We start from the raw sequence: 11,887 nt of genomic DNA, 5'->3' as shown, positions 1-11,887 counted from the left end.
GTCAGCCCGGGGCGCGCGCCGGATGGGTGAGGAACGGCAGCACCGCCGCCGGCAGCGCGGGCGAGGTCAGCACGTCGTAGTGGGTCAGCCCGGGCAGCACCGCCAGCCGGGACGCGGGGCGGCCGGTTCCGTCGCCGCCCGCGTCCCGGCGGCCGCCGCCGAGCAGGCCGAAGAACTCCGCCGCGTGGCTCACCGGGATCTCGTCCGCGTCGGCGAAGACCAGCAGCACCGGCATCGGCAGCGCGGCCACCTCGGCGGACCAGTCGTATTCCCGCCGCAGCAGCTCGCCGCCGCGGGCCCAGAGCGCCTGCCAGTCCTGCGGGCGGGGCGCCACCCGCGCGTACCGCTCGTGGAGCGGGGTGCCGCGCATCCGTTGCGCGACGCGCTCGTCGTGGGCGGACATCGCGGCGAGCGTCTCCGGGTACCAGCCGCGCCGCCGGAACGGCGTGGAGACCAGCACCAGGCGCCGGACCAGGTCGGGGTGCTGGATCGCGGTACGCAGGGCCACCCCGCCGCCGAGGGAGTAACCGAGCACGTCGGCCCGGGGCAGGCCGAGGTGCCGCAGCAGCCCGGCGACGTCGTCGGCCATCGACTCGTACCGCAGCGGCCGGTCCACGTCGGCGGTGCGGCCGTGGCCCTGCAGGTCGACGGCGATCAGCCGCCGGCGCGTGGCCAGCGCCGGGCGGACCGGCGCGAACGCCTCCGTCGAGCCGTACTCGCCGTGCAGCAGGACCAGCGGTTTGCCGGCCCCGTGCTCCTCGGACCAGATCCGCAGCCCGCCGACGTCCGCATAGCTCACCCGCCGATCGTCGCGCCGCCGATGCCGCGGCGGGCGTGTTTACCGTCGCCGCTCAGCTCGACGCGCGTGGGCGGGCCCGCAGGTGGGCGCGTTCGCCCTGGCTGCCGAAGAGGCTGAGGAACTCCACCCCCTCGCTGTCGGCACGCCCGAACCAGTGCGGTACGCGGGTGTCGAACTCGGCCGCCTCACCGGGGACCATCACCAGGTCGTGCTCGCCGAGCACGAGCCGCAGCCGCCCGTTGAGCACGTAGACCCACTCGTACCCCTCGTGGGTCTTCGGCTCGGGCTCGGACCGGCCGCCGGCCGGGATGATCAGCTTGTACGCCTGGATGCCGCCGGCGCGGCGGGTGAGCGGCAGCATGGTCATCCCGAACGCGGCGACCGGCCGCAGGTGGATGCGCGGGTCGCCGGTGGGCGGGGCACCGACCAGCTCGTCGAGCGTCACGCCGTGCGCGCGGGCGAGCGGGAGCAGCAGTTCGAGGGTGGGCTTGCGGCCGCCCGACTCCAGGCGGGACAGCGTGCTCACCGAGATGCCGGTGGCGGCGGAGAGGTCGGTGAGCGTGGTCTCCCGCTCACGCCGCAGCGCGCGCAGCCGGGGACCGACCGCGTCGAGGGCCTGGTCGAGGTCGACGTCCATGCCCCCAGTTTGCCACATCAGCAAGAGAGTTTGCGGTTCTGCGCTTCCCCGCCGCAGTCTGGTCGCGGAGGTGGTCACGATGACCGAGCTACGTGAGGACTACGAGGTACTGGTGATCGGCGGCGGCGCGGCCGGGCTGAGCGGCGCGCTGATGCTGGCCCGGGCACGCCGGTCGGTGCTCGTGGTGGACGGCGGCGAACCGCGCAACGCGCCCGCCGACGGCGTGCACGCGCTGCTGGGCCACGACGGCGTACCGCCGGCCGAACTGCTGGCACGCGGTCGGGACGAGGTCCACCGCTACGGCGGGCACCTGACCGAGGGCCGGGTCGAGTCGGTGAGCCGCGACGGCGACGGCTTCGAGGTGACGCTCGCCGACGGCCGGCGGGTACGCGCCGGTCATGTGCTCGTCGCCACCGGCCTGGTCGACGAACTGCCCGAGGTGCCGGGCCTGCGCGAGCGCTGGGGCCGGGACCTGGTGCACTGCCCGTACTGCCACGGCTGGGAGGTGCGGGACCGGCCGATCGGGGTGATCGGCAGCGGCCCGATGTCGGTGCACCAGACGCTGCTGTTCCGGCAGTGGAGCGACGACGTGGTCTACCTGCGGCACACCGCGCCGCCGCTGACCGACGAGCAGGCCGAGCAGCTCGCCGCCCGCGGTGTGCCGGTGGTCGAGGGCGAGGTCGCGGCCGTCGAGACGGCCGGGGACCGGGTGACCGGGGTACGCCTGCGCGACGGCCGCACCGTCGACCGGGAGGTGCTCACCGTCGCGCCCCGGATGGTCGCGCGCACCGGGTTCCTGGCCGGACTGGGCCTGCGCCCGCAACCGCACCCCAGCGGGATGGGCGAGTACCTGCCGGCCGACGAGTCGGGGCGTACCGAGGTGCCCGGGGTGTGGGTCGCGGGCAACGTGACCGACCTGTCGGCGCAGGTCGGGGCCGCTGCCGCGGCTGGTGCCCGGACCGCGGCGATGATCAACGCGGAACTGGTGAACGAGGAGACCCGCCGGGCGGTCGAGGCGCGGCGTGACGCGCGAGGGTGGGTGACCACGAATCCCCTCTAACCTGACAATTCTTCCCCTAGGTTGAGTCGGAGAGGGCAGTCGGAACCTGGGGGGCGACGTGAAGAGCTATCCGGCGATCGAGGATCACGGGCTCATCGGCGACCTTCAGACCGCGGCGCTGGTGACCTGTGACGGGACGATCGACTGGTTCTGCGCGCCGCGCTTCGACTCGCCCAGCGTCTTCTGCGCGTTGCTGGACAAGGACAAGGGCGGCTTCTTCCAGATCGCCCCGCACGACGTCCGGTACGTCACGAAGCAGCTCTACCTCCCCGGCACGCCGATCCTGATCACCCGGTTCATCAGCGCGGACGGCGTCGCCGAGGTGATGGACTTCATGCCGGTGACCGGCGAGCGGGTCACCGACTCGCACCGCATCGTGCGCATGGTCAACATGGTGCGCGGCAGCATGCGGTTCCGGGTGGAGTGCCGGCCGCGCTTCGACTTCGCCCGGGAGAGCCACGAGCTGGAGCGGCACCGCAACGGTTACCTGTTCCGGAGCCGGTCGGCGACGCTCGCCTTCAACCCGATCGATCCGGTGCGGCAGCTCTGGGCCAAGACCGGCGAGATCCGCATGGAGGACGGCGACCTGATCGCCTACGGCACGTTGCAGGAGGGCGACACCGGCGGGGTGGTCCTGGAGACCGGCATCGACGAGCCCAGGATCATTCCGCCGGAAGAGGTCCAGGGCATGTTCGAGTGGACCCGGGACTACTGGCGGCGCTGGGTCGAGCGCTCCCGCTACACCGGGCGCTGGCGGGAGATGGTCGAGCGCTCGGCCATCACGCTCAAGCTCATGACGTACGCGCCGACCGGCGCGATGATCGCCGCGCCGACCGCCGCGCTGCCCGAGTTGGTCGGCGGCTCCCGCAACTGGGACTACCGCTACACCTGGGTACGCGACACCTCGTTCTCCGTGCACGCGCTGCTCGGCCTCGGGTTCACCGAGGAGGTCAGCCGGTACATGGACTGGCTGGACGAGCGCATCCGCGAGGCCGGCGACCACCAGGACCCACTGAAGATCATGTACCGGGTGGACGGGTCCTCGGACCTGCACGAGGAGGTGCTCGACCACCTGGAGGGCTACCGCGGCTCCCGTCCGGTGCGGATCGGCAACGGCGCCGCCGACCAGCTCCAGCTCGACATCCACGGCGAGGCGCTCTACGCCATGCACCTCGCCGACGAGCAGGGCATCCGGGTGTCGCACCAGGTGTGGAAGAGCACCGTGCGGCTGATCGACTGGCTCTGCCACAACTGGGACCAGCGCGACGCCGGCATCTGGGAGAGCCGCCACCACCCCCGCAACTACACGTTCGGCCGGGTGATGTCGTGGGTGGCGCTGGACCGCGCCATCCGGCTGGCCACCCGCACCGGCCGGCCCGGCGATATGCACTGCTGGACCGAACAACGCAACCGGATCTACAACCAGGTCATGGCCCGCGGTTTCCACCGGGAACGCGGCAGCTTCGTGCAGGCGTACGACGAGAACGTGCTCGACGCCGCCCTCCTCTACATGCCGGCGGTCGGCTTCGTCACGCCCACCGACCCGCTGTGGCTGTCCACCCTCGAGTCGATCGAGCGGGACCTGGTCTCGGACAGCCTGGTCCACCGGTACGACCCGGTCCACTCCCCCGACGGGCTCCCCGGTCACGAGGGCACGTTCAACATGTGCACGTTCTGGTACGTCGAGGCGCTGGCCCGCTCCGGCCGGCTGGACGACGCCCGGCTCACCCTGGAGAAGATGTTCACCTTCAGCAACCACCTCGGGCTATACGCCGAGGAGATCGCCTCCACCGGTGAGCAGATCGGCAACTATCCGCAGGCGTTCAGCCACCTCGCCCTGATCAACTCGGCGTTGGCGGTGAACGACCTGCTCGACGCCGAGGCCTCCGCCCGCCTCCGCCGGTAACTCCGGTGATCTCCGGCCCGGAGCCGGGTACTGTTTACCGCATGAGGTTCTTCGCCGCTGTCATGAAGCCCTGGTCCCTCCGCTGACGGCGGCAGGGTGACCGGCTTCTTCTGACGTACCAGCTCTGCTCCGCCGTCCCGGCGTTCCCGCCGGGCGGTGTCCTCGCGCTGCCCGGCTCCATGACGAGCCGAAGAGCGGACTGTGCACAACCTCGACAACATTCCTTCCTTCCCATCCACCTCGGGCGGTTCGCTGCCCGCCGGGCACCGGGCGCACGTGCGGGCCGACGGCGTCCGCGTCGTACTCGGCGGCCGGGTCGTGCTGTCCGACGTCAGCGTGACCGTCTCCGCCGGTTCCCGCCTGACGGTCGTCGGCGAGAACGGCCGCGGCAAGACCACGCTGCTGCACGTGCTGGCCGGCCTCATCGCTCCCGACCAGGGCGTGGTGGAACGGCTGGGCACGATCGGCGTCGCCCGGCAGAACCTGGAGTCGCGCCACGGCGAGACCGTGGGCACGCTCGTCCGGGAGGCGATCCGGGAGTCCGAACGCGCGCTGCGGGCGTTCGACGAGGCCGCGATCGCGCTCACCGAGGGCCGGGCGGGCGCGGACGACGCGTACGCCGCCGCCCTGGACGCGGCGACCCGGCTGGACGCCTGGGACGCGCAGCGGCGCGTCGACGTGGCGCTGGCCGGCCTCGACGCCTGCCCGGACCGGGACCGGGAACTGGCCACGCTGTCCGTCGGCCAGCGCTACCGGGTCCGGCTGGCATGCCTGCTGGGAGCGCGGGTGGACCTGCTGATGCTGGACGAGCCGACCAACCACCTCGACGCGGACAGCCTGGCCTTCCTCACCGCCCGGCTACGCGACCACCCGGGCGGCATCGTGCTGGTGACCCACGACCGCGCCCTGCTGCGGGACGTCGCCACGGAGTTCCTGGACCTCGACCCCAGCGCGGACGGGCGCCCGCGCCGCTACGCCGGGGACTACGCCGCCTGGCAGGACGGGCGCCGCCGCGACTTCGCGCACTGGGTACGCGACCACGAGGCGCAGCAGGCCGAGCACCAGCGGCTGGCCGACGGGGTACGGGAGGCGCGGGACCGCCTCAGCACCGGCTGGCGGCCGGAGAAGGGACACGGCAAGCACCAGCGCCAGTCCCGCGCGCCCGGACTGGTCCAGGCGCTGCGCCGCCGGCAGGAGGCGCTCGACGCGCACCGCGTCACCGTGCCGCAGCCACCGCAGCCGCTGCGCTGGCCACCGCTGGACACCCGTCCCGGACTGCCGATCCTGCGCTGCCACGACGTGACGGTGGCCGGGCGCCTGCGTACCCCGGTCACGCTCACGCTCGACGGCGGGGACCGCCTGCTGGTGACCGGACCCAACGGCGCGGGCAAGTCGACGCTGCTCTCCGTGCTGGCCGGTGACCTCATGCCGTCGACCGGGGAGGTCCGGCACCTGTCCGGGGCGCGCGTCGCGTACCTCGGTCAGGAGGTGCCCGACTGGCCACCGGCGCTGCTCGCCCACGACCTGTACGAGCAGCACGTGGGCCGGTTGCGCTCCGCCGGGCGCGTCGGCTCCGGCACGGCCCTGCCGCTGAGCGCGACGAACCTGCTCGACGCCGAGGCCCGGCGTACCCCCGTCGGCCGGATGTCGCACGGACAGCAACGGCGGCTGAACCTGGCGCTGCGCCTGGCCGAACGTCCCGACCTGCTGATCCTCGACGAACCCACCAACCACCTGTCCGCGCCGCTGGTCGACGACCTCACCGCCGCCCTGCTGACGACGAGGGCCGCGGTGGTGGTCGCCACCCACGACCGGCAGATGCTCCACGACCTGGCGGCGTGGCCCACGCTGTCGCTCACCGCCCCGGCGGCGCCAGGCCGTTCTGTCACGGAGGGTGATGCCCGGCCGGAAGACTGAGTGCTTCGAGCGATATGACTGAGAGGTATATTTATTTATGCCTCTCAGTCATATCGACTTCTCGTCACCTATACCCCACCGGGCTGGGCGCGCTGGCTACCGTGGATGTCCGGGGCAGTCGGCGAAGGAGCGGCGGGATGTCTGTCGACGGAGCGGGCGCCGGCCCCGTCAGCCGCCCCTCGCGCTACGAGGAGGTCGTCCTCGGCCTGCTACGGGGCGAGGGGGCGACCGTGCTGACAGCCGGTCTCTGGCTGCTCGTCACGTCCCTGTTCACCGCGCTGTTCCTGACCTTCGCCGGGTGGCAGGTGTGGGAGAACCGCATGCTGGAGACCAGAGGCCGGATCGGCGACGCCCAGGTGGTGCGCGCCAACTACGAAGGGCCCGGCAAGTCCCTGAACGTCGTCTACCTGTCAGGGCCGGTGGGCGCGACGGCGATCCTGGAGAACCCGGTGCACCGGCCGGCCGCGGGCGACGTGATAGCGGTCCGGTACGACCCCCGGCACCCCACCCACCTGAGGGAAGCGGACGCGCCCATCTGGCGGTGGCCGGACTTCCTGGTGACCGTGCCGCCCGCGGTGGCGGGCTGCCTCGTCGTACCGGCCGAGTGGATGCGGTTCCGGCGGCGGCTGCGGGAGCGACGACTCTGAGCAGTCACCGCCCCTGCGGACCCGCCTCCCGGGTCCACCCGACGAAGCGGCGGTGCAGCGCACCGGCAGGCGCCCAGGGCATGTCCTCGGAGGCTTGCACGAGATAGGCGCCGAGATACAGAGCCAGTGACACCGGCGCGCCGGCGTACTCCGCCCGCAGCTCACGCCTGCGAGTGGGGCACGGCCACGGCAGGTCGCAGCCGCCGCAGCTCCAGACCGGCATGACCGGACCGTGGGTGGTCACCGCGCACCCTCCAGGAACCGCGCGGTGATCGCCCGCGCCTGCCGACTCGTCGCCCATTCCGCCTGCCAGCACGGGTACGGCGTGAGCCGTGCCCACCACGCCCGGCGCCCGGCACACATGCCGTCGAGTCCCCGCACGTGTACCGCGAGGATCATCTCCTCCGGCCCGGCGATCACTTGTCGCTCGCCTGTGGCCAGTGACCACGATTGATCGGAAGCCGATGCCGCGAATGACAGGGCAGCTCGGCTCCGCACCAGCAAACCCGTCTCCACCGCCGCCAGCACCACACCGGCCGATGCCGCCGGGCGAACGTCAACGCGGCGGCCGACAGGTACGTGTCGTACGAGACGCGGCGTTCCCGCGAGGCGTCGCCGTCCGGGGACCGTTGCCCGCCTCGCGCCTGGTCCAGCAAACGGCGTCTGGCGATCTCCTGCTCCATCGCCTGGATGCGCTCACCGATGCCGGAAACCGCCGACGGCGACAGGCACCGACCGACGCGCCGCCGCAGGAGCATCAGGATCTCGAACCGGGACAGTGCGGTGCCGAGCCAACCGACACCTTCGCCGCAAGCCGCCTCAGCAGTGGTCAGAGGTCGCCTCTTTGTCGCCCGTCGGCCCACCGCGCGGATCTGTTCGCTCCGGCTCACCGACGGTTCGTCGCCAGTGCTCGGCATCTTCACCTCCGCCAGGGAAAACGCGGCGGCCTCTGCCGTCGCCTGTCCACAGTGACGTCCGGGTGTCACCGATCGCGACGGCACAAGAGCCGACAATCCGACCACATAGGTGGCGACATTGAGGCGACACAGCACTATCGTGGAGGGCATGACCGCCCCCAACACGGTTCTCCGCGGCGTCCGTACCGGGATGCGCATGAGCCAGGACGACTTCGCCCGCGCGCTCCAAGCCGCGGGCCACCGCGTCGGCGAGCCCAACGACGCCAACAAGCGACTCGTCCAGCGATGGGAGTCCGGTGCGATCGCCGCACCGCGCCCCGTCTACGCCCGCGCGCTGGAAGTCGTCACCGGCCTGCCCATCTCACTGCTCGGCTTCGCCGCGGTGCCCGGTGGGCACGTGGCCGACGACCAGCAGGGTGGCCACGACCTGACCTCACCCGTATCGAACCTGGCCACGCCGACGCCGGCTGCCAAGCCCAGCACGGCGCACAGGTCGTACGAGGGCGTGTGGCTCAGCCGCTACCAGTACTACTCCAGCGGCCGGGAGGAATCCTTCGCCGGACAGCACTTCGTCGTCCTGCTGCAGCACGGTGACAGGCTGACCGCCCGCAGCCTGCCCGGATCGGCGTCCTCATCTCTGTCGCTGGACCTGACCGTGGACGGTGCCGTCGTCACCGGCACCTGGGTGGAGCAGACCGACCCGGCCGGCTACTACCGAGGCGCCCGCTATCACGGAGCGATCCAACTCCTGGCCGAGCCGACGGGCCGGCGGATGGCCGGAAAGTGGGTCGGGTTCGGCAAGGACATGGACGTGAACACCGGCCCGTGGGAGCTTGTCTTCCGCGACGCCTCGACCTCCAAGGCGACGCTGGACCGGTACAACACCTCAGCGACATAGCGCCGTGGCCTTGTTCTGGCGCCGACTACTCTGCACTCGGGGTACAACACGGCACGGCGTCCGGATCCAGCGAAACGCCCGGTGCCCCCGACACAACAGGAGAGCGCTGTGACAGTCCGCGCCACGGGCCACCCACTGACCCGACTGGAAGCCGCCCAGGCGCAGGCGGAGCACGTACTCGGCCCCCGGAAGGCAAAGCGGATCGCGACGTTCGGCAACGGCGGCCTGTACGTCCGGGCCGGCACCGGGGCACAGATCATGGCCTGGCTCGTCGACTTCACGGTGTTCCTGTTCGGTGTCGGGGCGGGCGTCGTCGCCCTGGCCCTGGTGGACCGCGCGGTCACCCTGTCCGACAACTTCGCCGCCGGGGCGAGCCTCTCGTTGCTCGTGGTGGTGCCGCTGCTCTACGGCCTCTGCTACGGCAACGGCCGCGCGCTCGGCGCGCTGCTCACCGGCACCCAGCTCGTACGGGCCAGGGACGGCAGCCGGATCGGCCTGAAGGCGTGCTGGGCCATGCTGGTTCGGACGCTGTTGATGCCGGTGCTGGTCGTCGTGCTGCTGGTGGCCGCGTTCAGCACCGGATCGTCAGACGCGCCCGGTTCGCTCGTGCGGACCAGCATCGACCCCGACGCCACCCGGCGGCTCCACGAGGCGGGCATCCGCTGACCCGTCGGGTGGCCGCGTCCCGAGGGCGGACGCCGCCAGCCTGATGCTCACCTGGGCTCCGAGTTCGCGGAAGCCGAGCCGGCGAGCGACCCGTCGTGAGGGCTCGGGGCGTGCGCGCCACTGCGGCAGCAGCCGGTTCGCAAGCGCCTCCGCGACCGCGGCGGACGCCACCGCACGGGCCAGCCCGCGGCCCCGGAAGCGAGAGCTGGTCAGCACGCAGAGATGAGCGACCGCGTGTGGCCAGTTGTGGTACCCCGCCGCCGCCACCACTCGTACGCCGTCCCGGACGACGAACACCGGAGAGGTGATCTCACCGATCCCGCTCTCCGCGAGGTCATCCGCGGAAACGTCCGCGACCAGCCGATCGAGGTCCGGGTGCCCCGGCGACAACCGGGCCACCTCAGCGGTCGCCGTCTCCGGCCGGAACTCACGCTCGTCGAGGTACGCCAGCGAGGCGGGACCGAGCACGTCCATCACGCCGTGCTCCCCGTCCCACCGCCCGTCCTCGACGGCCGACCGGAGTGGCCGTCCCATGAGCGATTCGCGTAGGAACCGGGCGGCGGCAGCGTCCGGCGCGGTGGCGATCCCTGATCCTCCCAGCACCACGATGCCGGCCCAGGCCGGCGGGCACAGCCGCGACCCGGCGGAGACGACCACCCGCACGCCGTCCGCCGGGAAGCTGGTGGCGACACCGGCGAGGCCGGCCCAGAGATCCTGTACGCGGTGCGACACATCCGATCGAGCCATCGACGCATTGTCCCGGGCTGCCGCCTCGACCGCTGTCCGGCTGCACGCCCCGCGCACCGCCTAGCCTCTCGGGGATGGAGCGACTGCGCGACCTTGCCGTCCGGCTGGCGATGGACGAGCCGGTCGGCGACGACCTGGCGATGGCAGCCGCGCACGCTCTGGCCCGTGGTGTCGACTCGCCGAGCCTGCGGGAGCTCGCCGGTCTGTCGAAGGGCCAGTCCCGGGAAGCCGTCGACCTGTTCCGGCAGGCGATGGAGGAACTCGGCTCGCCGGTCCCTGACGAGAGCGGCGCCCGGCTGCACCTCATGCGGGCGGCAGCGGCGAGCATCATCGACGGAGAGGGCGATCCCGAGGACCTGGCGCACGAGATCTACTGGCAGTCGTCCTACTCTCCCTCGGAAAAGCTGCGCGAGGTGGGCTACCGCTTCCTCCACCTGTACGCCGATTGCGGCGCAGCGCCGGATCAGACGGAGGAGGCGGTGGCGGCCATGAAGGATGCGGCGCGGTCGTTCCTGCACGATCATCCCGCCTGACCGCACCGTCGCTGTCGTGGCGCAGTGCTCAGAGGGCAAACGGCTCGTACGCGAGGGCTTCCGCCACCACCTCCTCATCGGTCAACTCGGGCTGATTGAAGAACATCAGGGTGATGACGTGCGGGCAGCGCACGATCCGCTCCAGCTCATCGAGCTTCGCCCCCGTCTCCTCGTCAGGAGTGGCCGGGTCGCGCAGTTCTCGAACGAGGGCCAGCGCCCTGCCCCGCGATGCGTCGTCCAGTTCCACAGCCCCGGAGGGTACGGCTCCGGGCCTGATCTGCGGCAACTCGTTCACGTCGCGGCGACCTGGGACCACCCTTGACCGGCTGCGCACACTGAGGGCAGGCATCTCACCCAGGGAGGTCCAAGTGCGCTGGCTCATCGTCCTGATCATCATCGCGGCGGCCGTGGCCGCGGTCGCACTGTGGCGCCGTACCCGGCAGACACCAGTCGACGGCGGCCAGGTGCGTGACCTCCAGGCATCCGCGGAGGCCCGCCGCAGGCTCGACGACCATCGGAACCGGACGGACGGCGGCAACACCGGCAGCGGTGGCGTAGGTGGCTGGAGCGCCTGACATCACCGGCAGGTCAGCTTATTTGATGGTGGGCGCGGCAGGTTTCGAACCTGCGACCCCTCGCTTGTAAGTTCTGGGCGGCGTGGCGACCGCGTCCATCTCTGGCCGGTCCGTCTCCCTTCGACCCGCCAGTAGCACGTGGTCGTGCGCCTTCGACCGTCATCGTTGCTACGGGCGTTGCTACACCCTGCATCCGTCGGGCCATTAGATTAAGAGGACTCCCTCTCGGTCATGGTGGGGTCCTCTGACCTCTCAGGGGCATGCTGGCCTGCCGTGCCGGTCGTGCTCGGCTTGCAGCCGGTTGGGGTCGCCCTGGGGTCAACTTCGGGCGGCCCGGTGCGGCCGAACAGGGCGCGCCGGCCGCCCCCGTCGGGTGAGTGAGGCCACCTGTCGGCGGCCCTCCCGCGTCGGGCGACCGGTCGTCTCCCGCCTGCCCTCACATGATCCGGCCCAAGCGTGGATTCGCCATGTGCACTCCGCGGCTCCCGCCCTGCATTGATTTGGCTTATTTGTCTACATTCGATCCCGGATGAATCTGAGTCCGGCGCAACCACGGCTAGCCTGCGCCAGACCGTAGCCGCTACA

Annotated in this window: 12 protein-coding genes and 2 pseudogenes; 8 read left to right on the top strand and 6 right to left on the bottom strand. The window is 71.7% G+C overall.

The window, feature by feature from the left end:
- Position 1 precedes the first annotated feature (1 nt).
- Positions 2 to 799 (bottom strand): alpha/beta fold hydrolase, encoded by a 798-nt coding sequence (locus O7542_RS03100; protein ID WP_281605672.1) that lies wholly within the window; start codon positions 797 to 799, stop codon positions 2 to 4.
- A gap of 52 nt (positions 800 to 851) precedes the next feature.
- Complete coding sequence (locus O7542_RS03095) at positions 852 to 1,436, bottom strand: XRE family transcriptional regulator (protein WP_281605671.1); 585 nt, start codon at positions 1,434 to 1,436, stop codon at positions 852 to 854.
- A gap of 79 nt (positions 1,437 to 1,515) precedes the next feature.
- Between O7542_RS03095 and O7542_RS03090 the strand changes: the two genes are divergently transcribed.
- From O7542_RS03090 to O7542_RS03075, 4 genes are all read left to right on the top strand, one after another.
- Entirely contained in the window at positions 1,516 to 2,496 is a 981-nt protein-coding gene (locus tag O7542_RS03090; RefSeq protein WP_281605670.1) for an NAD(P)/FAD-dependent oxidoreductase, read from the top strand.
- Positions 2,497 to 2,554: 58 nt separating this feature from the next.
- Positions 2,555 to 4,402: a glycoside hydrolase family 15 protein gene (locus tag O7542_RS03085; protein WP_043329230.1), complete on the top strand. Its 1,848-nt coding sequence runs from the start codon at positions 2,555 to 2,557 to the stop codon at positions 4,400 to 4,402.
- A gap of 201 nt (positions 4,403 to 4,603) precedes the next feature.
- Positions 4,604 to 6,319, top strand: coding sequence for an ABC-F family ATP-binding cassette domain-containing protein (locus O7542_RS03080; protein WP_281605669.1), 1,716 nt, complete (start codon positions 4,604 to 4,606; stop codon positions 6,317 to 6,319).
- Positions 6,320 to 6,456: 137 nt separating this feature from the next.
- Positions 6,457 to 6,966, top strand: a complete 510-nt coding sequence (locus tag O7542_RS03075) for a hypothetical protein (RefSeq protein ID WP_043329229.1) — start codon at positions 6,457 to 6,459, stop codon at positions 6,964 to 6,966.
- 25 nt (positions 6,967 to 6,991) lie between these two features.
- On the opposite strand, the pseudogene O7542_RS30515 reads toward O7542_RS03075, so the two are convergent.
- A pseudogene (locus O7542_RS30515) lies at positions 6,992 to 7,210 on the bottom strand (hypothetical protein); the annotation flags it as partial.
- Positions 7,207 to 7,554 (bottom strand): annotated as a pseudogene (locus O7542_RS30510) (hypothetical protein); the annotation flags it as partial. The pseudogenes O7542_RS30510 and O7542_RS30515, both read right to left, overlap by 4 nt.
- Positions 7,555 to 8,022: 468 nt before the next feature.
- Here O7542_RS30510 and O7542_RS03065 point away from each other — a divergent pair.
- Together O7542_RS03065 and O7542_RS03060 are read left to right on the top strand one after the other, a co-directional pair.
- A complete protein-coding gene (locus tag O7542_RS03065) occupies positions 8,023 to 8,781 on the top strand; it encodes an XRE family transcriptional regulator (RefSeq protein WP_281605668.1) in 759 nt (252 codons plus the stop codon).
- 108 nt (positions 8,782 to 8,889) lie between these two features.
- Positions 8,890 to 9,447, top strand: coding sequence for a hypothetical protein (locus tag O7542_RS03060; protein WP_281605667.1), 558 nt, complete (start codon positions 8,890 to 8,892; stop codon positions 9,445 to 9,447).
- Here the strand turns inward: O7542_RS03060 and O7542_RS03055 are convergent.
- Positions 9,367 to 10,194, bottom strand: coding sequence for a GNAT family N-acetyltransferase (locus O7542_RS03055; RefSeq protein ID WP_281605666.1), 828 nt, complete (start codon positions 10,192 to 10,194; stop codon positions 9,367 to 9,369). The genes O7542_RS03060 and O7542_RS03055 overlap by 81 nt on opposite strands.
- A 74-nt stretch (positions 10,195 to 10,268) precedes the next feature.
- On the opposite strand from O7542_RS03055, the gene O7542_RS03050 reads away from it, so the two are divergent.
- Positions 10,269 to 10,727 (top strand): hypothetical protein, encoded by a 459-nt coding sequence (locus O7542_RS03050; RefSeq protein WP_281605665.1) that lies wholly within the window; start codon positions 10,269 to 10,271, stop codon positions 10,725 to 10,727.
- Between the two features lie 28 nt (positions 10,728 to 10,755).
- Here the strand turns inward: O7542_RS03050 and O7542_RS03045 are convergent, their stop codons facing one another.
- A complete protein-coding gene (locus O7542_RS03045; protein WP_174534594.1) occupies positions 10,756 to 10,974 on the bottom strand; it encodes a hypothetical protein in 219 nt (72 codons plus the stop codon).
- A gap of 121 nt (positions 10,975 to 11,095) precedes the next feature.
- Here O7542_RS03045 and O7542_RS03040 point away from each other — a divergent pair, with 121 nt between their 5' ends.
- On the top strand, positions 11,096 to 11,302 hold the full coding sequence (locus O7542_RS03040) for a hypothetical protein (protein WP_073831958.1): 207 nt from the start codon (positions 11,096 to 11,098) through the stop codon (positions 11,300 to 11,302).
- Positions 11,303 to 11,887 lie beyond the last annotated feature (585 nt).

The organism is Micromonospora sp. WMMC264, assembly GCF_027497275.1.
GTDB lineage: Bacteria > Actinomycetota > Actinomycetes > Mycobacteriales > Micromonosporaceae > Micromonospora > Micromonospora chalcea.
This window is presented reverse-complemented; position numbering and strand designations above follow the sequence as displayed.

Bases quoted from the DNA above. Each gene is read 5' to 3' on its own strand.
- O7542_RS03095 (WP_281605671.1), bottom strand. From the start codon at position 1,436: ATGGACGTCGACCTCGACCAGGCCCTCGACGCGGTCGGTCCCCGGCTG.
- O7542_RS03090 (WP_281605670.1), top strand. From the start codon at position 1,516: ATGACCGAGCTACGTGAGGACTACGAGGTACTGGTGATCGGCGGCGGC.
- O7542_RS03075 (WP_043329229.1), top strand. From the start codon at position 6,457: ATGTCTGTCGACGGAGCGGGCGCCGGCCCCGTCAGCCGCCCCTCGCGC.
- O7542_RS03055 (WP_281605666.1), bottom strand. From the start codon at position 10,194: ATGGCTCGATCGGATGTGTCGCACCGCGTACAGGATCTCTGGGCCGGC.
- O7542_RS03050 (WP_281605665.1), top strand. From the start codon at position 10,269: ATGGAGCGACTGCGCGACCTTGCCGTCCGGCTGGCGATGGACGAGCCG.